This is a genomic window from Brevibacillus choshinensis (genome assembly GCF_016811915.1).
Taxonomy (GTDB): domain Bacteria; phylum Bacillota; class Bacilli; order Brevibacillales; family Brevibacillaceae; genus Brevibacillus; species Brevibacillus choshinensis_A.
In genome coordinates, this window is sequence record NZ_CP069127.1 from 3,260,683 (window position 1) to 3,285,085 (window position 24,403).

Consider the following 24,403-nt stretch of genomic DNA (forward strand, 5'->3'; position numbering starts at 1 on the left):
TTTGTGCATTGGGCCAAAGTCTCAAACAACAAAAAAACCTTGATTTCTCAAGGTTTTTTGACTTTCTCTATGGAGCGGGTGATGGGAATCGAACCCACGCTACTAGCTTGGGAATATAGATTTCCCCTTTTGATGCAATATGATTGAGAAGTGTAAACCCTGATTTACCAAGAGATTAGTATGCTGTCAATCCAATCATTTATGTCTTAAAATGAAAGGTGGGGACCAATTTGGTCCCCAATTCGTCCCCAAGGACTAATTTAGTAACTCTCTTTCACAGCCGGAATGTCCGCTGGAACCCATTCAATACTCAAATATCCTCTTAATTGGGCAAGTGAGTTTCTAATACTTGCTTTTTTATCTTCGTAATAAAGCAAAATAATGCCCCTTGGACATCAAGGGGTATTATCATAATTTATTCAATCCTAGCTTTTTATTTAACCATCCCCACTCTGTCAAAGTGAGACTTGGGTTAGTAGCACTTCTGTTATAGTCGGGTCAAAGCCAATAAAATTCATGGTTTAACTAAATTTTTTCTGATAGCTTATGACTCTGAAAGGCACATGTTGACATATTTGGTCAACAAATCGTCAACATGATTAATAACTTCAATTCTAGTCATTATTCTCCTTTTGATTACGTAATTCTTAATGAGTTTTCCAATAATTTTTTTTCTACACTATTCAAAAAAAAAACCAAACGAGTGTTATACTCGCTTGGGGTCATAATCATTAATTGTTATTATTTTTTAAATTCAATAAGTTTTTCCCCCACTCAACTACTAAACTTCTTAAGTCCTGGGTTTCAATATTAGATTCAACTCTTTCATGTTCCTCAAGATTCTCGTATAAGAAGTTCACAACTTTTGTGTTATCTTTTTTTATTTCAATCCTACATGCATTTCCTTGAGCTATTTCGTAATTAGAGAAACCATTCAACACCTTGTCAATTAAGTTTAATATCCTATTACTATCACCTTCCCATTGCACATCAGAATGAAGGAAATCCGATACTGCATCCATTTGTTTAGGAAGAGAAACTGATAAGGTTCTTATCCCGTTTGACAATTCAATTACCTTTATTTCATATTTAATCTTCATGTTTATCTCCTTTGTAAATTAATTAATACTTTGGAAATGCGCTAATTATTTTTCCTGCATTATCAAGGTACATCCCAATTTTCATTCCAGCTTGGGTGACACCTTCATAAGTATTACCATTTAGAAAAGCTTTGTTTGAATAAGCTTCATTAATTGCATTAATTACTTGGTCTTTAGACCAGTTATCAGGAAAAAAGGTAGAGTACCCGCCGTTACCACTCTTTAATACACCATTAAATTCCACCTGTGCTGTATATACTCCAAACTGATTCGGAGTTGACTTGGTTCCCTGAACTATTCTCGCAGCACCTGTAGATCCTGGAAGCCAGTGAAATCCTCCTCCATTGGCACCTTCAATTATATGTGTCAAGGCACCATTTCTGAAAGAGCTAGTGGATGTATTTAATACATTATTTGCGACCTTTACCCCGTTAATTGCTGTAATAACAGCTTTGCCTACACCCCGAACAATTCTTACTCCTGCGGAACCTGGAAGGGCATCCCCTGAAAATATTTGAACTTCATCACGATACATTTCTGGAACAGCTTCTAATCCATATCTTTTATAGATATCTAACATAGCCTCTCTCTTCTTATCATCAAAAAGAGTATCTCCAGGCCTGTTAATTGATGAAGCACCGATTTCAACTTCATGTCCACTAGGGTCCACAAACTTCAATGGGTTATTATGTGTATACGTATATCTATTCAGTGACAGTGGATTGTCAACTTGCCCTTTATACGAGTCCTCTGAAATAAATCGTCCTATGCTTGGGTCATAGTAACGAGCTCTTAAATAGTAGAATCCAGTTTTTTCATCATAGATCTCCCCACTATACTTAAAGGGATTAGCCATACCTTCTGTCTGAGAAATAAGATTACCCCAAGAATCGTAATCGTAATGATTCAGTTCATTACCAGCGGCATCGGTCACCGATACTACGTCTCCGTGACTGTTAAGCCCGTAATACCCCTTCTGGTTAGTGTTAAAGTCCTTACGGAAAAGCAGTCCGTTGCCCCAGATATTCTGAGCGATTGCATTACCCGATCCATCTAGTTCTTCAATTACTTTTCCATTAAGGTAAACGTATTTCGTTTCATCTTCGTTTTCAATCTTTGTTGCCCGGAAACCATCAGCATAGTACGTGTAGTCTAGTTTGTCATTCGTGGTCTTGTTTTTAAAACTACGCAAACGGTTTAATCCATCGAAGGTCAGTGATGTTGAACTGCCATCCTCTGGTAAGGATCCATCAAAGCTTTGTCGGTTTCCTCTTTCATCGTATGTGTACGTATTGGAAACACTAGGTGTTGTCTCTGAATCAAGTCTATCAATCTTATCGTATTCGTAAGAGAAGGTTTGGGAATTTCGATTAATTGTAGTAATGTTACCAAAATTGTATTCAGTTGACTCATCCCAAGTTAAATTTCCATCTTTAAGATGGTTCAATTTATTAATTTGTCCAAAGGAATCGAGTTTCTGCTCCATCTCAACTTCATTTGGATACGTAAGTGTGATGACTTCTCCTGTGCTTGTTGTATTGTAATCATAGGTGATACTACCAGAAACACCGCTACTCACTTGAGTTAACCGACCAGCTGAATCGTAAGTATAAGATACTGCCGTATTATCTGGATAAGTTAGTTTATCCATCAATTCGTCGCTGTCCGTATAACGTATCGTATAGGTGCGATTAAAGGCGGTCTGGCTATCCATACGATTAAATGCATCGTACGTATACTCAATTTCTCTGTTGTTGGCTGTTCCCGATCCATTACTATTCGTCAGCGTAAGCAATAGTGAGTTATGTGGGTCATACTCCCTGGTTTCTTTGTTGGTTACACTTCCGGAGGAATTCTTGGTAGTAATCGATTGTACGTCATAAAATGGTGTGTACACATACTCGTGACGATTGCCAGACTTATCTACAAATTGTTTGACATTACCTACTTCATTATAGCTGAATGTCTCTTGAGCACCGGATGGCACATACTCTTCCTTCAATTTTAGAGACAGTGAATTGTACCCATAACGAGTCGTTAAGGTATTGTTCTCATTTAACGTTACCAGGTTTCCTAAAGAGTCATATCCATAACCATAGACATTAGACTCTGGATCAATTATATTGATTGGCTTGCCACGCAGGTCGTATTTATATTGCCAGGTTCTACTTTCACCAGATTGAGATGTTTCCTTCTTTCTCGTTGGATTACTAAAAGCATCATAATCAAATTCAGTAATCACTTGCTGCAGCCCGTCACCTGTTTTAGCTAGCTGCTTTGATTGATTTCCATAACGATTCGTAAATATATATTGTTCAAGTCCGTTTGGTTGTCTTTCGACGGTTGAACTTTCTGGAATGTACTTGGTCCCGTAGATACTTACATTTGTGCGTGCGTAGTAGGTTGTCCCAATTGGATCAGTCTTCGAATTGAGTGAACCGTCAGCATTGTATGAATACGAGATTTTTCGTTCTGGAAGCGCATAAGGATAAGACTTATCCAAGTGCTTTCCATCAATCATGTACTTGTTAAATAGTAGTGGTCGCTCTTGACCGTTTGTACCAATTTGTGCTTGGTACTCAGTATCCCCAAAAGGGGTAAACACCGTTACAATTTTCGTATCGTCGGGTAATAATTTGGTAACCTTTCTTTTTGAATCATCGTACTCATACTGTGTTATTCGGAAGTCTCCATTACTTGCAACAAATCCTTCGTACTTCATGCGCCCGAGTAAATCGTACGAATATCCAACCTGACTGCCGTCAGGGTAACTTTGGCTTTTTAATTGTCCAAGATCGTCGTATTCATACATGGTTGTCAAAGCTGTTTCACTTTGACCAGTAGCCAATTTAACTTGAACAATTGCTGTTGTTGGATGCAAACCAAAACGATCATATGCCGGGAAAGTCTTCGTCAATGTTTTTTGTTCAGCACCGTAGCTAGTCTCTTCAAGCTTTGAAAGTAACTTATTCTGATACGTATAGTTTCGGATTACCTTATCAGTGTATTCTTTTCCCGGATACGAATCCTCAATTGTTTCACTTTCTAATAAATGGTCAGCATTATACGTATAAATCGTCTGCTTGTAATGATTTGGGTTGTCATTAGCTTGAGATTTTATAGCCGATGGTAGTCTAAATCCCGCACTTACATTTAAATATTCCCAAGAGGTGTCATTTCCTTGCGGATCCTCTTCATACGTGATATCTCCATAGTCATCGTACTCTCGGTAAGTCTCGTTAGCATAATTATCAATTTCAGAATCAGATGGTCGTACTACAGTATTGTGTAGAAGATAGTTGTACACATTTTGATTTACTGATGTTCCTTGAGCATCAACGAAAGTCTGCTCATAATTTGGCTTTACATTATTATTCTGATAGTGGTAGCTAGTATAAGTAATTGGGATATATTTATACTGCTTACCACCATCATTTAAAACTGTTCCGGGAGCTGCAGCCGTCTGTTTCACAAGGCTAAGTAAATGGTTACCTTGTGGGTTTACTGTATAAGTATTTTCAAACAAATAGCCTAATTGGCCAGTTGGTTGCTCCTTTGAAACGATTCGATCTCCGTTACGACTTGCGACCGAAGCTAGTCGTAGAATCATCGATTTCGGTACTTTCCAAATTTCAGGACTAACCATTTCATAATTTCTACTAAATGAGGTTTGATATACAGCCGAATCAACTGGATTTGGATTCATCGGCATATATGAATAAGTAACGGATGTTACTGGATGATATGAAATATAGGAAATCGCATAATCATCCTGATAGAGACGTACGACACCCCTTTGTAACATATTAGCGTTAGGATTATAGGTCCCATATTTATAATTCATTTTTAATCCTTGTACTGGATAGGACGCTTCTTTTAACAACAGGTATTTGATTTCGTCTCGGTATTGATTATCACGATTAATATAAGTCTGAGAGTCTATACCGTTATTATCATTCTTAGGTAGATCATAAGATCGATTGTAGTTAAACTCTGCTTTCCCAAGAATGTTTGGATCGTGATATTGATATTCTGAAACGATTTTCGTTTCATTAATTGGAGAAATTTCAGTTACCCGATCTAACTGAAGATAATCAGTCATGGCGGTCATGTCATAATGAATATGCTTAATTAAGTTTTGCTTCGAACTATCCGAATAAACTTCTAAATCAGAGATCCCACCATATGGACCATTTTTTCTTAAAACGACAACACGACCTACGCTATCAGTAATTTCAATATTAGAATTAGTACTTGGAATCCAGTACTTAATTTTATCTCCTTGAGGGTTAGATTTGGTGATCGTTACACTTCCACCATTTTGGGTTTCCAAGTCATATATATACGTAATGCCATTTTTGATTAATCTTGCATGGAGTCCATCCGAGTCGTAAGTAAAATCCAGCCCCTTATAAGGGTAATTCTTCCACCCACTTAACCCATTTCTCTCATAACTTGTACCGTCATCTAAATTTATGAACCATTTGAACCTGGTGAATTCAAACCACGCTGTGTCAGCTGAATAACGCTCACTGTCTCGAAAATTTTCATAAGCTGTCGTCAATTCTTGCGAAATGAAAGAAAAGCTCGGTATGTTAAAATCCCAACCTGCTGCGAAAGGGATTTCGTCATTTGCGACTTTCTTTTTATACGTTACGTTATCATCTTCGCCGTAACCCGGCCATAGAACCTTACTGTTCATAGAATGGTAGGATCTTTGCAAAACCAAATCCAGTCCATGTTTTCCCTCGAGCACGAGGTCTGTTTCTACAACATTTGCCTCACGGTATAAATCGTTTACTGGATTAGCCGAGTTTTCAGTCGCGTAATTCCATTTCTGTTCTTTCTCTGTGTACTTTACCTCAGGGGGTACTGAGCTGGTTAATGCCTTTACTGTCCCCGTGCTTGAATTTGACTTCCACTCAGAGTAAATAGTACCGATCGCTGGTGTAAGACTCTGAATTTTAGCAAAACGCTCTTGGGGAAGAGCCTCGATTTTCTTCATCACTTCGATGTCTTGCCACTTTGATGTTTCTAATCTTTCCTCATGAGAAAGAAATCTATCAAGGTTGGAGTAGAAATAAGAAGCAATTTGTAAGGTAGTTCGATCGAACTGGTGATAAATTTCAATCGCATCAGCTACTGGTAGTTGATCCCAGGACATCTCACGAATTTCATCATCTGTGAGATCAGGAATTTCAGATGGATCTTTATCTTCGATCTGATTTTCATTTACTTCATCAGCGACCCACTCAACTGTTGATTTTACTTTTTTCTTTTTTACTTTTGCTTCGGATTGCGAAGTTATCTTTGAACTCCCCTCTTCAGCAAAAGCAGCTGCAGGAGAAACGCTACTTAATAACAAGCTTAAAATCAATAATAAACTCAGTACCTTTCTGTTCATGTTACCCTCCCTTTGTCAATGAATTTGAAGCGATTAATGTTTTACTTTGCTTTTCAAATTACCATTGGCGTCATAAGTAAATTCATATAATATTGCGCCATTTTTAGTGATGGATATTAACCTGTTCTGGTTATCATATTCGTAGACATATGTCCCCACCGGGTTCTGATCAGTGAAATCAAAACTGAACATTCCAGAAATGATATTGGCCGTTGCACCGTTGATTTTGCTTTTTTCAACAGTTATGAATGCATTAGCTACGTCATTTTGATTGGTATGACTAATTGCCTTTCCGTTAAATGCGATAGTGAATTGAGTGTCACTGTCTCTTGTGACAACAAGTGTTAGCCCTGCAGGTAGATTTGTAATAGATACCCCTGCCGAAAGATCTGCCGCTAACACCCCGTTTTCAACAGTCACTACCATCTTTTCGTTTATAGAACCATCGTTAACCTGTGACTCATGAATGATATTCGTAGATAGATTTAATGTTGCAGTAGGATCCATAAAATCAAAGGTAACCAAACCTGATGTTACATCAGAAGTAGCACCGGTAATTTTGGATTGAAGTACGGTAACAGATGCATTTGTTACATCGTTCAAATTAGCATGATTAATAGCCTTTCCTGTGAAAGACACTGTAAGCTGTGTATCACTTGCACGAGTAACATTAATTACAAGGCCTACTGGGAGATTGTTTACTCGAACTCCACTCGCAACGTCTGTGGTAAACGTTCCTCCTGGTAATGTGACCAATAACGTATCTGTGACAGCACCATCGTTACTTGGAGCCTCTACTACTTTGTATTTATCAAGTTGTAACGAAAGGTTAGTTTTCACAGTAATCGTATTGCTAGATGCTACATTCCCAGCTGCATCTTTTGCTTTTACAATAAAGCTATAGGATGTATTGGGGAGTAACTGTGGTATCACGATTGTGCGGTTAGCAGTCGTCGAATTATATACCCCATTAACATATACATCGTACCCAGTTACACCAACATTATCTGTTGAAGCTGTCCAAGAAAGTGTCACCGTTGTATCGGTTTTTGAGGGTGATGACAAAACTGGAGCAGTAGGAGCTTGAGTATCTGCAAGTGTTCGCGCAAGGGTTGCGCCACTTGTCCGAGTGTTTCCAGCTGCATCTATCGCTTTAACATTGAAATAATAGTAAGTGTCCGGTTGTAATCCTGTCACAGTGTATGTTCTTACATCAGGTGAAACCGTCGCTAACAAAATTTGATTTGTTGTACCTTGATTCACTAAATAGCCAACTACACCAACATTGTCAGTGGACTCTGTCCATGTTAGGACTGCAGATGTAGATGTTACTCCTGAGATTGTTAATACCGGTGCTGAAGGTGGTAGGGTGTCTGTACCAGTCGTTGTCACTCGAACTTGATTACTTGCAGAGGTATTTCCAGCGGCATCTTTTGCCTTCACTTGGAAATAATATGTCTTTGCAGAACCTAAAGTCGTAATATTAAGGCTTCTCTGTGAAGAAGCAACACTTGTATACAACGAATCATCTCTGTAAATGTCATACCCAATCACACCTACATTGTCTGATGAGGCAGTCCAGCTTAAGGTCACATTGGTATCCCCAATATTTGAAGCCGTTAAAGTGGGGGCAGTAGGGGGTTGAGTATCTGAAGGACCTTTCACAGTAAACGTTTTAACTAACGAATCTACCTCTCCTTCGTCCGAAATACCTACTACTCTACAATAGAGTGTAGTATTAGGAGCGACATTAATCGTGTTAAACGTATAGGAGGTATTTGATACATATTTTTTTACAAGGTTAGCATTGTCATATTCTGTCCCAATCCGAACCTGGTAACTCAAAAAGGTCCCCGTCCACGATAAAGTAACATTTCCACCTTTTTCTACCAATGTTGGAGTCACAGTTAATACCGGGGCAGCCTTCCTAGCAAGCAAAATTACAGCCTGATTTTCTGATTCATTTCCTGCAATATCTACAGCTCTAGCTTTAACAGTCTTGGACAAATTTTCAGCACTGTCGCCAAGTTCAACTAAAATATTGCCATCATATTTCTCCCAAGCGCCGTCATCTATCTGATAGTATTTTTCAACCGCGTCCTCAGGATATTGTATGTCAAGCAGCTTTTCTACTCCGACATCACTTTCCAATTCCTCTACTTCTTTAATAGTCGGTTCAGTTGGCTTTTGAGTGTCAACTATGAACTCTATTTCCGCTACTGTTGATTCACGTCCCTCTTGATCCATTGCCCACACTCTTAAAATATGTTCACCATCTTCAAGAGTCTCGTCCATTTCAACTTTGTGAGTCTTAAACTTCTGTTTAGATCCATTTGCTTTCAACTTATCGATAACGAAGGCTTCGTTGGAGTCTACCTGAGCATTAATCGTGAGTTCGTCTCCTTTATTCATCCCTCTCACGTTTCCTGAGAGCTGAATGTGGTTTCGCCCTGTCATCCTAGAGAAATACTTGTTATGAGGTAAGTCTGACAATTTTAATATCGGAATCTCTAAATCGGCTTCCTCCGGGATTTCTTCTCCCTGCTCAACCTGGCTTTGATCATGCTTCATAACCCCTACTTCCAGTTGGGTAGTTTGGTTTGCTTTTGCATTACTTAAGGGAAAAGCCGTCATGTTTCCCATTAATAAGCCTGCTACTATCAGTCCCTTTAACCACCTGCGTTTTTTAGTCAACCCAATCACTCCTTTTTCTATTTAGGTACAAAATTTTGATAACTCTTATATAGACTCCCCCTCTCAAAACAAAGAAAACTATATTTGTACAAACATGTAGAATATTGTAAACTAAATTTCATTTTCTAGTAAATACCATTTCTTTATGTTGAATATTTTTTAATTATATGGAATTTTCCGTTTAGATTTTATTGTGTGACCTTTTCATGCCTACTTGAAAGATCTTTGTAAATAACATTCTCAATAACCAATAAGTTATGGTACAATAGTCACGGATAATAGTTTCACTGCCTTACTTCACTGCTTATAGTAGTGAAGTCTTTTTATGTGAAAATGATCCTTCCGAGATTGACGGAAGGATCAGAGATCAATCAATGTACTGGCCATCTTTATACATAGTTCGTCAACCTTTGTATTATCATGGCAACCTAAACAGCGATGAAAAGAACGATCAGAGGCAACTATTCCTCGAAGAAGAGAACCGATTGTTCGAGCTTTATTCACATACACATCCTTTCAATTTTACGGTTTTGGTGGTGCCATGCCACTCCACTTGGAGATTTAGCGCCGCTGAAAGCTCCCGGGCCGGGGCATACGAAACACCCGACTCGATTGTCTCAGTCAGATCTTGGCCGCTCACTTTCACTTGTTTGGTTTCAGCGCACCACTCGACCTTTCCACCGAATGCTTCTGCAACAGCACGAACAGGGAGATGGGAAACTCCGTCCTTTAGGTATCCTTGAGCAGGTAGGTGCACTCCGTTGATCTCAATTGATACTTTAACCACATTTGGTTGATTTTTCTGTGGATTCCCTGTGAGTATCGTCTGCACATCGCCCTTGAATTTCTCCCACGCTTTCTCAGCTGATTGACCAAAAAATCGCTCGGCAAAGCTATCAGTAACGAAATACGCCGGGCAGTTCTTCCCTGTGATATCGTAATGACGCCAGAGGTGATCCACTCCCCAGCCGTATCGTTTCAGGATGTCCGTTGCGAGCTCCAGCGTGGTTTGGTACATCTTCTGGAAATCACCGTCCTTGTTCACGCACATTTCAATCCCGATCGTGCAGTTGTTAGGGTAGGAACTGAGGCGCTTGAGTGCGTCCGTCTTGTACAACTTGGCACCGACATGATAGCCCATCTCATTCTCCGGCAGGCATCTGACGATCTGCTTATCGTCTACGCAGTAGTGGGCGCTGGCTTCTGTAGTAGGCCTGTCGAAGTAATTCCGGTTAGCCACGGCATCGGCTCCCTTCCCTTCGTTGGCAGTCCAGTGAATAACAAGGCCCCGGGGAGTGATCCGTGTCCCGGGGCGTGCAGTTTTATTGGTGATCAACATGTTGATGATTTTCATGTTTACTTCGTCTCCTTTCGTGCTGCCCGTTCTGCCTTCGCTTTGATCTCAGACCCAACGAGGCTAACAATCGACTTTGGAATAGGCCAGCCAGCCCGATGTGCATTTGCCGTAAGGCTTGTCCATGTGTGATAAATGAGGCCAAACGTTACACCGAAGAAAAGAAAACCAGGAGTACCCATTACCCGGTCTAACAAGTTTGCAAGGGCCGGCAATGTTACCAGAAACAATGTTCTCGGAATACGACCGAGTCCATATTCAGATGAATAGGTTTTGTCCTTCTTGGCCGCGTGGATTCCAGTTACCCAATCAAGTGCGATCATAAAAAGCAGAACCACTAAGATATCCTGACGGTTACTTCCATAAAGATACTGAAACCATGGTGCTACCATAGCACCGATTGTAGCTGCCCATCCGTTCGCCGGGGTTGCTACATTATCTAGGCTCTGTAGAAATTTCATGTGCTCATCTTCCTCCTCACCCCCTTGGGGCAAACATAAAAAGCCCCGTTAGGAACGAGGCGCACTGTCAGTCATGGTGATAAACAAAGTCCCCTAGGATTTCTCCTAGGGGTGGTTACTATCATCTGCGCTATTAAGGCCGATTGAGAACAAAACCATGTACCATTGACTTATTACCGGCTTTGTCGATCACCACTACAAAAATCTCATACGAACTGTCTTTATCCAAGCCATTGATGTTTATGACTTCTTCAGTATTGGCATTTAGAGAAGCATTACCACTTAACACCAAATGTATATCATCAATATCTGTTCCAGCAATAATTTGATTCTCTGAAGGGCTTGAGGAACCTTTTACCAGAACTACGAAATAAGCAGTGGTATCTTCATCTGTTCCAAGCAATAGGTTAATAGAATTTCCCAAATCATTTTTTACGTCAGGATATTCGTCCAATACAGTGGGGGCGGTTTTATCAATCGTAAAAGTAACCGTGGTTGTATTACCTGATTGGTCTGTTACTACGAGAGTATGCCAACCTTCTGCATTTACCAAAGTACCTGACACAAAAAACGGCTTGCCATCAAAGGTTGCGTTGCCTTCTGTAAAGATAGGAGTAACACCTTCTGGACCATATGTTGCACCATTCGTGACTCCCGTTACAGTCGGTGGTGTTGTATCGCTATTCTCGACTTATTCCCTTCTGTTTCTGAGGTTTTCGTTCGAGCCTACACCGTGCGGGCGACTTTCATCGCACACGGCGTTCCATCAACGGATAAAACGGACTCCTTTCTAAAGATTCATACAATGGGCAAATAGAGTTTACACCAAATAGTAATTTTTTACTAGCTTCTACTATTTTCAACAAAATTTGATATAAGGGAGCGCCACATGGTAACTCACCACAAAAAAGAGCCCTCTCCATTTTGGAAAAGGCGTTACACTTGCGGTGTTCCTTTTGAGCTCAATCCGATTGCTTCCAGATCGCTTTTTACAGCCGGTTTCAGGTTTGCAGGTACACTTTCGTATGTGCGGCGTCCTGCGACAATCAGAGCTACGTAAATCGCTACCATGATATCACCTCCTTTCAAAGAGACGAGCCAGATGCCAATCCTAAGTGGTAGCGTTGTCAGCATCGAGCATCGCCTGCACTTCCTCCCGCAGATTGGCTGGTACCGATTCAATTGTTCTGCGACCGGCTTTGATCAGGTTGTAGTAGATAGCAACCACTATACAGCACCTCCGTTTGGATTCTGCAAAGCTAGGAGTTGTTCGTAAACATCGGCTAGAGCTTCCATCGTGTTCAGGTTATTCTCCTGCTCTTGTGACAGCTTATCCTCTAGTTCTTTGATTATGTCTGCTGGTTTGACCGCGAACTGGGTAAGTACGATCTGGTCGACGAGGTCTTCCTTGTGGCGTTGAATAATCGCCGCCGCGTTTGCGTCTAGGATTGGCGCAAATCCTGGTTCGAACGGGTCATGGTTTTGCAGGAAGGTTGCACCGCCTACTCGCAGGACGTAATACTTCGCTTCAACTACGCCCGTCGGGTTCTCGATTTGAACGCCGTTGTACTTCTCCGAAAATTCCCGTACCTCGATGGATACGGGTAGATTTGCCAGGAAGTCGTCCAGAATTTCCTGGGTGCATGTCAATACTACGCCTTTATAGTTCATGTTGTTTTCCTCCTTTAGTTTGCTGCTAGCCAGCCTAGCAAGGCATCCAGTCCGTCTATTTTTCGTGGCGTGTATTCGTGGCATAAAGATTGCACCACCGAGCTGCTATAGCCCGCACCCCCGAATGTATAAATTTTGTCGCCAACTAGTGCAGGCATCATACCAACAGCTTGCTCCCAAATTGTAGTCGTTCCGAATGTCCACTTGTTTTCCACTACATTGTAAATATGAACATTCAAAATATCGTTTGTGTTTACAAAATCATCGTATCCCCCGAATAGATAAGCATTGTCACCAATACCCATAGACGTGTGCCATCTACGGTTTCGTGGCATGTTTGCCGCTGGCGACCAACTGTTGGTGGTTGGGTTATACAATTCGGCGGTATAGTCGTTATCGCCAATGCCGCCGGTAGCAAGCAGTTTTCCACCTACCGCAGCTAATCCATTACCGTTCCTTGCCTTAGCCATTGACGCTTTCGTAGCCCATACGTTTTTGGATGGGTCGTATTGATACATAGGCAGTTTATTGTCACCCGCTACATATATCATCCTATCGTTAGGATTATAGGCCACCCCCGGCCCCCTCATAGCGACGGGCATGAGCGCTTTCGATGTCCAGATGTTTGTTGTTGGGTCGTATTCGTAAATCAGATTACGCTCGTCCCCGCCCATACTGCCGATTGCGCCGCCGATGGAATAGACTTTTGTCAGGGAAGCACAAAACCCTCGACTCTTGAGGCCACCCGGCGAGCCGTCTTTTACTGCGTAGGTATCGGTGGTGGGGTCGTACTCGTAATGATTGGCTACAATTGTGCTGGATGTTTCCCCAGCAAAAACGTAAGCCTTTCCGTTCACCCCGCCCGCGCCGCCATTCTTGAAAGCGAGTGGCATGTTTGATTTCTTGATTAGGATATCGTCGCTTACTTTAATCGACTTCGCCAGAGCAAAAGCTACAGCGTCCATTAACCCGTCACCGCCTTTGTTACGCCGGACAGTTTACCGCTGGTGTACGCCAGGGTCTTTGTGACCGTTGTCCCGCCTGCGACTTCCTGCGTAGTTGCCAGGGTACCATCCCCGTTGTAGGTTAGATTCGTCGTTTTTACAGCTGTAGCCCCGTCCATTTCCTCGACCTTCGTCAGCTGGTTTCCTGTGTAGGTAAGGACCAGGGAACGGGTATCGGTTTGCAATTGTACTGCCTTTGTTTTGTTTACGTCAGTATTCGCGGTCCCTTTTAGCTGGTACTGCGAATGTGGATCAGCGGCGCTTAGATGCGCTGTGAGGTCCGAAGCCAGGGCGAAGCCAGTTTTGTCCGTTAAGGTAGTCTGGTTTGAATATGGTGTCAGGTCAGTTACACCATAACTAATAGACCAACCGTCACCTTGAGTCAGCGTTGGTGCTTTGGATACATCTACTCGTGAGACGCTGATTTTTGCTTCTGGAAACGTATCCGTTACATTGCCGAGAATGATAACTATCTTTCCGCTTGCATCCCGAGCTGCCCTTACAGTATGACGAAAGCTGCCCTGCATCAGGTAGCCAGGGTTTAGTATTGTAGTGGTCCCATTGCTGTATAAGCCGACGACCAATTCAAACGATGCGTTTGAGTTATAGCAGTATCCTTCGATCTTCGCACGAACCGCCACGCTTGTATTGATCGGCGTGTTGATAACGATCGCGCCTGTGGCAGAAGCCTGGGCACTATGAGAGGCCACATTGAGGAACGTGTTGAAGTTCGCTGGTCCCGTAAACGCGAGTCTGGAACTGTTCATCTCCAGATTTCCTGTCATCTTACCCCCTGCTGCGGGTACTGCCCCGACGTCCGAAGCGCTTGTTTTGTGCGGGTTCGTCTGGGATACGTGTGCCGATAGGTCCGAATCCAGTGCGTAACCAGGATGCGGGTCCGTGGCGTTGATATGATTAGTCAAATTCGTCTGGACTGCATCCGCTTTTGCCTGCGCTCCTGCATGTGTTTCTTTGGCATTCCATGCAGTACGCTCTGCTGCCGTGACGTGGGAGACTGTATCGGCAATGTGGTTCGAGAGATCCGTCCACAGCTGTTTAATCGTTTTTACCGGCGTCGTTTTCCAGTCGGCCTCTCCTGTAACGGACTTGAACAAGTACGCAAAATAGGAAAAGAACTTCGGCCACTTTGCGGTGTTGCTGGACGGCACCTGTGTTTGATCCACCGTAATGGTATCGGAAAGAATGTTTCTCCTGTCTGTATAAGAAAGAACTGCTGACGCGTTTGTCGAGAAATACCACAAAGGGCATACAGAGTCCGCAACAGCCTGGGACGTGCTTTTCTTGATCACGCCATCTGTATCGAGATAGATGTACTGCCCTTGGTTCGCATTCAGCACGATCGACCCTGCAGGGATGGAGAACCTTTGACCTTTAACGTAGGCAACGCCCGCGGCGTAGTTGGCTGTGAGTCCAGTGTACGTAAAGGTTAGCCCTGAAACTACGAAGCTGCCGCCTAGCTCATTAGCCAGGTCCTTCACAAGCTGGTGGGCATCAGCAATCCCCTGCTCAATTCGAATATAGTCAGTCTCCATGACAGGATCATCGGGTTTCCAGTTCGTCTTAGCTTGGTAAGTCATGCTGTTCCTCCTCGCACTTCGATGTTAAAGGTAAAGTCCTGCTGTTGTGTGGCTGGCATCGTCAGGTTTACAGCCTTATCGATGATGACTTTGCCGTCGGCGGTCTTCAGCTTCAGATTTGTAATGGCCGTTACGTTCTGTACTGTCTCGGTTCGAACCGTCACGACTTTGCCCGACACGGTTACGGACAGAACAGGAATTGATGTCGTGTTATTAATCAGAACGGTGGTTGCCCTGGCTTGAATGTCCTGAGCAACCAGCTTGAGATAATCATCTGCGATCATAGCGCGATTTCACTTCCCCTCATCATCGGCGCAAGTCCGACACGCATTGCTCGGACCTTTCGGTACCGTTTCGTCGCCATGGTTACGGTGTCAACCAGCTGTATCGTCTCCGATCCCGTAAACGAGAGGTCGATCCCCACAGCGTGAACAGGCCGAATCTTCTCGAATGACTTCACCAGCTTTGATACATCGACCATGTCCTTTTGCTTGAAGGTGTACCGGATACGCTTCGTAGCGAATACCTCTTCCATCGTGACGACCTTCAGTGTGGAGGCATCCAGCCCAAGGTTACGAAGCACTGCAGGCGTGAAGGACACTCGAGACCAGTATTTCTCCTTGATTGCTTGCCGCCGCTGTACGTCGGGCGTGAACTGCTTGGTCCCGAAGTAGATCCAGTCCCAGACATCCAGTGAGTATGTCGCCGTCATGGGAAAGAATTGATTTCGCAGCTGCTCGATCTTGGCGATTTGCTCGACCATTTCACTTTCCGCAGCTTCGAAATGGTAATCGGCAACCTGGTTCTCGTACCAGTAGGGCGGGAGCATGCTACGGTATTTCTCTAATATCATGTCGTCACCACCAGTTTGAGGGAAACCACCTGGCTACCCGGCACCGTGAGGTTCGCTGTGCCCCCGTTCAAGGTGTAATTCGTGAAGTCCACAACGCCATCAACGAAAAAGAGCGCTGCAATCTGCTGATAAACTAGCTGCGAGCGCCCTTTCAGGTATTCTTTTATCCGTGCAGTCAGCAGCGTAATGACATCAGCCAATACGGCTCCTTCCTGCAGCGTAAGTTTCACCGATACGGTCAACGTGAACACAGTTGCAGGCAGTACCTTCAGGTCATGCAGTGCGATCCGTTTTTCCTCCAGCGCTGCCCTTACTTGGTCAGCGAAGGCTTGCGTCGCGGGTTGCCCGTTGATATCCGTGATATAGACATCGATGGATTGATCGTTTCTCGCTTTCTCGACCGCTGTCGCGCCGCCTACGCCGTTTATGGCCCTTGCCCAAATCGCGTAATCATTGGCACGCCCATTCCCTTCCTCTGTTCGAGCGCGTTCGATCAACCGATCGCGGTAAGGATCATCCAGTTCTCCATCTTTACGGGTCAAACCAAGAAACGCACCGTGAGCATCTAAAAATACGTCGTCCGCCCAGGGAAGGAACGCCTGCAGAAAGCCGTACTCGAGTAGTTGCTGCTGCTCGCTGATCTCTTCCGCGATCGGGTAAAGCAAATCATAAAAGATTTCCCCCTCCTCCGTTGCTGGTGGAGCTTCTCCCCGGGCCTCTGCGATCGCAACCAACTTATTCGCGAGCCGCTGATAGATTGCGTCAGCCGATTCTCTCAAGATCGGCATTTCAGGTTTTACGATCGTTGCCATGCGTCCACCTCCATTTCTTCTGTTCCCCGTATTCCTTCCATTTGCAAAAAGAATCTGATCCGATTGTCTACAATCCGTATGTCCAGCACTTCTGCGCGGTTTACTTCGCTGTGTGCTTCCAGGGCTTCCTCAGCCAGCGTTTTAATCACCGGGAGAGAGACGAGGGATCTCATCTTTCCTATGTCTGATTGAAAATCGACCCCGTAGTTTTCGGAGTAGATCGCGTACCGGAACCGCTTGGTATTTAAAATCTTGCGTGCCGTTTCTTCCAGGTACTCTTTGTATGTCTGGGTCCGCACGTACCTGCCGTCTGGTCCTTGTATAAACTGCTTGCTTGACCAGTCCAGTCTATACGTCCACGGGATCGGTGCGTCTGCCGACTGTACAAGCTGCGTTTCATCACCGTTCAGCTCAGGGAACATTTACCCCACCACCCCAAGCAAAAGGTACTGACCGTTTGAGCAGCTCAACAAAGCCACTTTTTTTCCGACGTCCTCCGGTCGCCAGCTCGTAGGGTTTAATTTTACGAGTTCATCGGGTTCCAGTGGGGTTGGATCCTCGTCAAGCTTGACGGATAGAGGCGACAAGGAAAGCAGCGTCCCGAACTCGCCTTGTGTGTCTGTTACCCCGTCCCGGGCACCCGCAAAAATTTTACTGAGTGCTGTCTGCATGGCTATGTCCTCCCTTCCAGCTGTAAGTCCATCGTGTACTGTCCGCCCTTCCAGCGTGCGTTGCAGCTCGTGACGATCCAGTCGGTTACCGTCACATTGTCTTTCTCCAAAATTTTGATAAGCCAGCCTGCGCGCAGGCGAGCAGCGTTGTCGTCCTCGTGCTTGACGGTTATTGAGCGCGTTTTCGGGATCTTAGACAGATTCGCCAGCTGCTTGCTTGCCAGGGAATCGAGGCTCTTTTCCTCGCCAGCATCGATGACGGTTTCCATACGTCCGATCTGCTTGATCAGATTCGCGTTTTCTTTCGTCACGCTGCTGGCGACCTGATCGTCTTTGTATTTCTCGACCGTCACGACCGTGTAAACCTCTTCGATGCTCTCGCCTGTAGAGCTACTTTCCAACATGTTTGCCCTGAACATGGGGACTACGCTGTTTGCTCCTTCAGGCAATACGGACAATTTATCACGCTGATGCTGCACAAAGTACCGGAATCCTGTTTTCTCGTAAGCCTGCTCTGTGAATGATGTGAACAGGGATGTGAAGGACTGCGGCGATATCCGCTCTTTGACGGTGAAGCCAAACGCTGGACACGTAAAATTGATTCCAGTCGCTTTGATCAAACGCTGCAGCTCTGTTCCAGCGTCCCCGTTCACTTTTGTTCGAGGTGCAGGATTCTTTTGTAGGTACCAGCTGAGCTCGTAGGCAGTCGCGGTCAAGTCCCCGGTTTTGTCATCTCGTAATGGGTTGATAATTGGGCCGTGAAAGAACTGCTGTGATTCTTTCAGCTCGTAGCCAGAAAAGAGCATCAAAAAACCCGCCGACTGTAGGGGCGGGGCATCCTTGATCCGGATATCTAAGTTTTGCGCAATCTGGCCACGTGAGGATGACCAAGACAGTTCCATGGACGGGGAAGTCAGGTCATAACGCGTTGATTCTTTTCCGTAAATCACTTTCATACTATCACGTCCCGATCGCTCGGTTGACACTCGCCAGTTTCCGATCAATCCGCTCCCGCTGCTGTTGAATGGTCTGGAACGCAGGACTTACCAGAGAGTTCGAGCTGCTTTTTTTTGCCTTCTTTCCGCTCGTATTGGGCCTAGCCGCCTTCGGCATGGCAATCACACTGGCAGGACTCAGTACCTGAGTTTGATTGCTCCATGACACGTATTCCTCTTTGACAAACAAAGGGAGCTCGATACTCCCATGCCAGTCCACGTTCTTCCCTCTGAAACGACCATCACAAGATCCGATAATCACATTCCAAGCGAGGTCCAATTCATCAATTGTAAGCAGTGCCTCCGATCCTGTCAGCCGATCCAGCCCGGCCAGCCACGGACGTGGACCCTGATATCCTTGCACCTCAATGAGTGGAGAATCGAAATCTCCCGGCAGGAAAAACTCGAAGGAAATAGACTTTGGCCGCCGTCCTGAAATCCGATTTCCCGTGATCAATGTAATGGACGTCGTGCTCTCAATGTCATTCCCATACCCTTTAATCTCGATTTCTCCGGGTGTTACGGGAAAGGTAAGGCGGTATTGCCCTTGCAACCGAATCATGATGGAACACCCCCGCGTGTCTCCATTGCGTCAATCAGTGCCTTTTCAATGATGTCCTTTACCTTTTGGCTCACAGAGGGATTGTCGAGCAGTCGTAACATCGTTGGCACATCCTGCAGCACCCCGTCTGCGTATAATGGTATCGATAATTGTGGGATTGTGAGAGAAACTGACCTCGGTTTCTCCTCTTGTGGTTTGACCGGCGGAACAACGGGAATCGGTGGCCCAAGTACGGGTGCTGTCGGTCTTATTTGATCCCTTATCTCTGGAGGAATCGGTTTATGAATGTCAGGCGGCGTGGCTGGAGCATCATTCCACCAAGACTTCACCTTATCAAACATCGCTCCACCACCGAATGCACCTGCAATACCCCCAACAATGCCACCTATAGCAGTACCAACCCCTGGAACTATTGATCCAATAGCAGCGCCCGCTGCCGCCCCTCCCCATCCGCCAAGGGCCTCTGAACCTACTCTCCCAGCCATGTCGAGCTTGTCGTCAGCTGTTAGGATTTGCCCTGCTCCAATTGCTGCACCAACGATCGGGAGTTTTCGGAAAAGACTACCCCCTAAAGACTTTGCTCCTTCCCATGCACTTTTCACTCCGGGGAATATAGAGTCACCTTTTGGTAGTAATCCACCGAGACTCTTCAGCTTGTCCAGCCATCCGGCTTTAGCAGGCACATCTACTACCGTGTTCTTCCCAAAAGCCATGTCTGCCGCTTCTTTTGATGTTAACCAGTTCTTTTTGCGTGGCTCCTCTTTTCCCCCGCCACCCCAACTCAGCGGGTTCCACCACTTGCGCTTTCCACCCTTGCCCCCTTGCCCTTCTTGTCCGGGCCATCAGGGAGATCGATGTCAGGGACGTCACCACCAAGTCTTTTTCTAATCATATCTGAAGGTAAAGATAAAAGGCTTCGAGCTGCTTTTTTCGTCGCTGCCCACAATCCCCAAAGTGCTAACGAAGCAGTACCTACAACTCCGACAAAAGCAATTGCTGCTGTTTCTTTTGGGAGTGAGTCAAGAAATACTTTGAAGTCTTTTATGCGCTCTGCGGCCCATTTAATAGCTGGAGCAAAATCTTCTGCAATTACAAATCCGAGGCTCGTCAATTCGTTGGAAAGCATAGTTTTCGCTTCCAAAAATCCTCTTAACGGATCATTGTCCTGAAACGTTTTGAATGACTGGTCCAACTTCCCTTGATAATTAAATTGACTGGCGTCCGCCATCCCGATTCGACCTGCTGCTTGCAGCAAAGGTGCGTACGCTTTTGCGATGTCTTCCCCTGGTCCTGCCCCTAACTCATTCAATAACTCCTGTCGTACTTTTTGGTCCTGTATCCCACCAAATGTCTGGAGTAACGCCGCGACCGCAAACTGATTGTCAGCAACACTATCAGAATGGATGGCAGTTGAAATCGTCTTTGATTCAGTTTCCGCTCGTTTTTGTGCCTTTTCTGAATCCATCCCTTGTGCTTCATATGCAGTTTTTAGGACGTTGACCATGTCCCCTTGTTTATCCAACTTTATGGTTGATTCTTTCAAGGAATCGAAACCTTTATCAATTGACCAAAGGTCATTCATTTCTTTTGTAAGAGCTGCCAATTTTTCAGGTGTATCCAAAAACTTAGTGACCTGAGTAGAGTATTCCACGATCGAATCAAGGGCTTCGCCGCGTATATCAGTTGTGGTATTTGCAATTTCAGCAAGAGTATCACCGAATCTACCTACATCGGTAATATCCTTCCAAGCCTGTTGCATAGCGAACATAGTCTTTTGATATTCCTCAACTCCACCCAAATCCGGTCGAATCGCGTTCAATTGCAATGCCTGCTTCGTTATCTCTGTACCGTTACCACTGTCAAAACGTGTGGCCTGTGTCATCAGGTCCTTGATGTAGGTTCTATCTACATTTGGATTAATCATTGAGAGGTCTTGAGCTTGCCTCTGAAATCGCGATAACTCTTCGGGGGTATCTCCCAGTAGAGCACGTCGTGCATTTGCTTGTGTTTCTAGAGTAAGTTGATCGAGTAAACCAGCACCTCCATAGGCTGCTATTCCACCAACCACTCCGCCAGCCATAAGTGTGCCGCCAGCCTCAGCCGCTTCAACTTGAACTTTTGCTTTTGTTCCATCGAGAGCTTTAATTTCTTGTCTAACAGCTGCAATTTCACGTCTCGCCTGGTCGTCAATGGAGACCTTTGGCATTGCCCTTGTGGTATCTAGCCCTCCTAATTGCTTTTTCAAATCTTGTATTTCTCGCTGCATCTTATCAATTTCCCGATTGAATCCACGGGCGCTCTGCTCTGCTGCCTGTTTCATCTTTCGCATTTCCTTGATCATTTCTTGTGTCGCGTCGTCAAGTTGCAGCATTTCCTTAGCTGCATTCTTTGTCATCTGTGCCACTTTCGTTAACTGTGGTGACAGTTCATTCTTCGCTTGAAGATAGGCAGTAATTCCAACCACAGAGCCCATACTTTCACCCCGAACGGAATAAAAAAGACGCCCTATTCGGCGCCCCAACTCATAAGAGAGAATCCTCCCCAAATTAAACCAATTGAAATTACTAAAACTATAATATAACCCAAGCAACCGCTTATCGTTTCAGCGAGCCATCCTTTAAATATCGACCCATTTATCGGTTCGATTCGTTTGTTTACGAAAATACTTTTGATACCTTCTATGAATAACACAAGCATGAAGAACAATCCAACCAAAACTAGAATTAATCCTATAATGCCGCTCAAATTATCGCCTCCCCCCACATTCTACCCCACCTCACTTTTCCAGTCAGTGCAAACAAATCGGGAACAAACGACAATATTCGACTTCCCCCCAACCTTCACTCGCTCGGGAAAAGGGAGAAAGCTATTGCCTGGCCTTCTCCATCTCCTCTGCTTCCACAGCTTGGCAAGCCATGATAAACAGCTTCTGCATGTACAAATCTACTTCGTACTCTACGAGGTCTACTGGTCGTCCTCGTCCGTTAAGGAATGCCCGACAGAGGTGACTGGATTCTCCATCGGTTCGGATGAGTTTTTTAGATCTTCTACGACCTCTTGCTCGGTCTTCACCTTGGCATTCACTTCGTTCACCTTGTCCAGCAGCGACTGGTAGCCGGCTTGGTTATGCTCAAACAACTTCACAGGCAGATCGTACTTGTCTTTCGCCTTATACGCCTTCAGCAGCTCAATGTTATTCCAAGGAAAGTCGTGTTCAGTCGCCTTGACAATCCGGATGTCGTTGTAACGGAACGTATCAAATCTCCCGTTCGCATCCTCGGCCAGTTTGAATGATTGACGGCTTTCGGAGAAAGTCAGCTCTCGGACGTTCCATTCATCCCCATCAATCGAAATAGAGCCAGTCTGACGCTGCACCGGCTCCTGCGCTTTGGTAAGGTATTTCTCCAATTTACTCATGTTCGTTCCCCCTATTCGTCGTATTCAGGCAATTTTTCCAGGAAGTCTGGTTCCAGATTGCTGCGTCCGGTGATGACGTACGTTGCCCGGTCATTCCCCTCTGCCTTTGCTTCCCACAAAGTCAGTTCTTCCGGATCCAAGGAAATTTCCGAGATACGTAACCGCTCTACATTACCCGTTTCTTTATCAACGGCCTCACAAATGATGAAGGGGATGATCGGCGTCTTTCCTCTCACCAGTTGCTCGAGCGCAAAGTATTTCAGATCAGCATCGATAGATGACATGGTTAAGGTGACTTCGATGTAGGTCTCATCGATCACCTTTCGTGTCCCCTTTTGCAGCCGGGGAACCTCGAGATACGTAAATTTTTGTACGGCCTTGCCCTCCATCAAACCTTGTAACGGGTCCCCGTCTTCGTTATAGGCTTGGGCATTCTTTAGGAGTAAGTCACGTTGCGCCATGGTCTATAGCACCTCCCAATCCACATCAAAGTTTTCAATGGCATCCAATGGCTTGGCTGAAAGAAGGAAGCTCCGGCGATCGCCTACCCCGTTTTTCTTGTCCGTAAAGGTCCATCCCGTATCAATGGCGCCTTGTTGCTCCCGGACATTCAGGTACGCTTTTACCGCACCGACAAAGACAGCTCCTCCAAGATCGTTGTTGTCCAGCTTGCCTTTGTATTTCTTCCCTGCTGCCATGAGGTCGTTCATGATTTGGTCAATGGTCATGCTGACACGGATTTTGCCGTAGTCCTCACGCTCATTCGGTCCGATTGTGGACAGCGTGTTGACAGCACTCTCGATGATGTAGACGTCACCGTCACGGGTAGCAAGCAGCGTACCAGTACTGAGCGCGTTCAGTATTTCCGTATGGCCCCAGTCCTTTGCCGCTTTCTTCAGCGGAACAACGATCGCTGTCAGGGATTGATCAGCTGGCGTTGCTGCAATCATGCCAGCTACCCAAGCTGCCCACTGGACGCTGTTGTAGGTCTTGCCGTTGTTGTGTTCACCAGCAATCGCGCTATTGACTACATATCGTGCGTTCATGGAGACAGAACGCTCCGTATGCCTCGTCATATCCAGGTCGTCAGCTTCTTTCCCGCCAATGACCAGCGTGCTCAATTTCTTCGAGAGCGCGCGGCGATCCGAAATGAATTGCTTCGCGGCTGCTTGGACTGCTGCGTCATCAGAAGGCAGGTACAGCGTGTCAAAGTCCGATCCCGAAACAGCATTGAAGATTTTCGTGAAATCGGCTGACGTCAGAGGCGCAGTTCCCGTCATGCCGCCGGTAAACTGGGCATCAGTAGCGTCTGTCACTGTGTCGGTTCCCAGCTTTTTGGCACGTACATAGTTGGACAGTGCCGTCTTCTTCACCAGCTCGTCAGCATCTGCAAACGAGAACTTTTCAAGGACTCCCGTTTCATCTTTGACCTGCAGTTCCTTTTTACCGGGATCTGCCGAGGATGCTGCGATCGTCACGCGGAGGTTATTCCCGTATGTCCCAGGGTAAAGGGCTGCAATCTCGATCGCATTTGCCTGCACATACTTGGCGCTAACCTCGTTCCCATTGGTGACACGGTAGCCGAGGACAGTAGCTCCGCCTGCAGCAGCCAGCTCGACGGTGTCAACGAGTGCGAGCGTCTCTTTATAACGCTCTTCGTATCCAGCCATTTTTATAGCTGTGTTCGGACTTCCCCATTCAGACTGATAAGGAACCAGTACCACACCGCTCTTTGGTTCAACACGCTCCTGCGCTTTTGCAATTAACTCAACAGTGACGCCGGGGCGTTCGCGATTGATGGACATAT

The 24,403-nt window shown here is 45.2% G+C and carries 23 protein-coding genes; all 23 read right to left on the reverse strand.

The annotated features are described in order from the left end of the window. Positions 1 to 731: 731 nt before the first annotated feature. The 23 genes from JNE38_RS16420 to JNE38_RS16525 all read right to left on the reverse strand — a co-directional run bounded on the left by JNE38_RS16420 (position 732) and on the right by JNE38_RS16525 (position 24,401). Entirely contained in the window at positions 732 to 1,100 is a 369-nt protein-coding gene (locus tag JNE38_RS16420; protein WP_203254746.1) for a hypothetical protein, read from the reverse strand. A gap of 22 nt (positions 1,101 to 1,122) precedes the next feature. Further along, positions 1,123 to 6,504: an RHS repeat-associated core domain-containing protein gene (locus tag JNE38_RS16425; RefSeq protein WP_203254747.1), complete on the reverse strand. Its 5,382-nt coding sequence runs from the start codon at positions 6,502 to 6,504 to the stop codon at positions 1,123 to 1,125. Between the two features lie 33 nt (positions 6,505 to 6,537). Further along, on the reverse strand, positions 6,538 to 9,198 hold the full coding sequence (locus JNE38_RS16430; RefSeq protein WP_203254748.1) for a fibronectin type III domain-containing protein: 2,661 nt from the start codon (positions 9,196 to 9,198) through the stop codon (positions 6,538 to 6,540). 496 nt (positions 9,199 to 9,694) lie between these two features. Next, entirely contained in the window at positions 9,695 to 10,552 is an 858-nt protein-coding gene (locus JNE38_RS16435; protein WP_203254749.1) for an N-acetylmuramoyl-L-alanine amidase, read from the reverse strand. 2 nt (positions 10,553 to 10,554) lie between these two features. Then, entirely contained in the window at positions 10,555 to 11,013 is a 459-nt protein-coding gene (locus tag JNE38_RS16440; protein WP_203254750.1) for a phage holin family protein, read from the reverse strand. A 133-nt stretch (positions 11,014 to 11,146) separates the two neighbouring features. Further along, a complete protein-coding gene (locus tag JNE38_RS16445) occupies positions 11,147 to 11,578 on the reverse strand; it encodes a hypothetical protein (RefSeq protein WP_203254751.1) in 432 nt (143 codons plus the stop codon). Between the two features lie 371 nt (positions 11,579 to 11,949). Continuing rightward, a complete protein-coding gene (locus JNE38_RS30960) occupies positions 11,950 to 12,084 on the reverse strand; it encodes a CD1375 family protein (RefSeq protein WP_275296579.1) in 135 nt (44 codons plus the stop codon). Positions 12,085 to 12,124: 40 nt separating this feature from the next. Then, positions 12,125 to 12,241, reverse strand: a complete 117-nt coding sequence (locus JNE38_RS30965; protein WP_275296580.1) for a CD1375 family protein — start codon at positions 12,239 to 12,241, stop codon at positions 12,125 to 12,127. Then, entirely contained in the window at positions 12,241 to 12,684 is a 444-nt protein-coding gene (locus JNE38_RS16455; RefSeq protein WP_203254752.1) for a hypothetical protein, read from the reverse strand. Before JNE38_RS16455 ends, JNE38_RS30965 begins: the two co-directional genes overlap by 1 nt. A gap of 14 nt (positions 12,685 to 12,698) precedes the next feature. Beyond that, on the reverse strand, positions 12,699 to 13,649 hold the full coding sequence (locus tag JNE38_RS16460; RefSeq protein WP_203254753.1) for a Kelch repeat-containing protein: 951 nt from the start codon (positions 13,647 to 13,649) through the stop codon (positions 12,699 to 12,701). Then, the gene (locus tag JNE38_RS16465) at positions 13,649 to 15,286 is read right to left on the reverse strand and encodes a hypothetical protein (protein ID WP_203254754.1); all 1,638 of its coding nucleotides are present in this window, start codon (positions 15,284 to 15,286) and stop codon (positions 13,649 to 13,651) included. The genes JNE38_RS16460 and JNE38_RS16465 overlap by 1 nt, the downstream gene beginning before the upstream one ends. Beyond that, positions 15,283 to 15,570 (reverse strand): hypothetical protein, encoded by a 288-nt coding sequence (locus JNE38_RS16470; RefSeq protein WP_203254755.1) that lies wholly within the window; start codon positions 15,568 to 15,570, stop codon positions 15,283 to 15,285. The genes JNE38_RS16465 and JNE38_RS16470 overlap by 4 nt, the downstream gene beginning before the upstream one ends. Continuing rightward, positions 15,567 to 16,139 (reverse strand): hypothetical protein, encoded by a 573-nt coding sequence (locus tag JNE38_RS16475; protein ID WP_203254756.1) that lies wholly within the window; start codon positions 16,137 to 16,139, stop codon positions 15,567 to 15,569. Before JNE38_RS16475 ends, JNE38_RS16470 begins: the two co-directional genes overlap by 4 nt. Continuing rightward, entirely contained in the window at positions 16,136 to 16,951 is an 816-nt protein-coding gene (locus tag JNE38_RS16480; protein ID WP_203254757.1) for a baseplate J/gp47 family protein, read from the reverse strand. The genes JNE38_RS16475 and JNE38_RS16480 overlap by 4 nt, the downstream gene beginning before the upstream one ends. Next, a complete protein-coding gene (locus tag JNE38_RS16485; RefSeq protein WP_203254758.1) occupies positions 16,936 to 17,373 on the reverse strand; it encodes a DUF2634 domain-containing protein in 438 nt (145 codons plus the stop codon). Before JNE38_RS16485 ends, JNE38_RS16480 begins: the two co-directional genes overlap by 16 nt. Next, on the reverse strand, positions 17,374 to 17,622 hold the full coding sequence (locus JNE38_RS16490; protein WP_203254759.1) for a hypothetical protein: 249 nt from the start codon (positions 17,620 to 17,622) through the stop codon (positions 17,374 to 17,376). A 2-nt stretch (positions 17,623 to 17,624) separates the two neighbouring features. After that, positions 17,625 to 18,578: an XkdQ/YqbQ family protein gene (locus JNE38_RS16495; RefSeq protein ID WP_203254760.1), complete on the reverse strand. Its 954-nt coding sequence runs from the start codon at positions 18,576 to 18,578 to the stop codon at positions 17,625 to 17,627. Between the two features lie 4 nt (positions 18,579 to 18,582). Next, positions 18,583 to 19,179 (reverse strand): hypothetical protein, encoded by a 597-nt coding sequence (locus JNE38_RS16500; protein ID WP_203254761.1) that lies wholly within the window; start codon positions 19,177 to 19,179, stop codon positions 18,583 to 18,585. After that, on the reverse strand, positions 19,176 to 19,892 hold the full coding sequence (locus JNE38_RS16505; protein WP_203254762.1) for a glycine zipper domain-containing protein: 717 nt from the start codon (positions 19,890 to 19,892) through the stop codon (positions 19,176 to 19,178). Before JNE38_RS16505 ends, JNE38_RS16500 begins: the two co-directional genes overlap by 4 nt. A gap of 68 nt (positions 19,893 to 19,960) precedes the next feature. After that, positions 19,961 to 21,652 carry a YlbF family regulator gene (locus tag JNE38_RS16510; protein ID WP_203254763.1) on the reverse strand — a complete coding sequence of 564 codons (1,692 nt, stop codon included), beginning with the start codon at positions 21,650 to 21,652 and terminating at the stop codon, positions 19,961 to 19,963. Between the two features lie 491 nt (positions 21,653 to 22,143). Then, entirely contained in the window at positions 22,144 to 22,596 is a 453-nt protein-coding gene (locus tag JNE38_RS16515; protein ID WP_203254764.1) for a hypothetical protein, read from the reverse strand. An 11-nt stretch (positions 22,597 to 22,607) separates the two neighbouring features. Next, positions 22,608 to 23,057, reverse strand: a complete 450-nt coding sequence (locus tag JNE38_RS16520; RefSeq protein WP_203254765.1) for a hypothetical protein — start codon at positions 23,055 to 23,057, stop codon at positions 22,608 to 22,610. 3 nt (positions 23,058 to 23,060) lie between these two features. Then, positions 23,061 to 24,401 carry a phage tail sheath subtilisin-like domain-containing protein gene (locus tag JNE38_RS16525; protein ID WP_203254766.1) on the reverse strand — a complete coding sequence of 447 codons (1,341 nt, stop codon included), beginning with the start codon at positions 24,399 to 24,401 and terminating at the stop codon, positions 23,061 to 23,063. Positions 24,402 to 24,403: the final 2 nt, after the last annotated feature.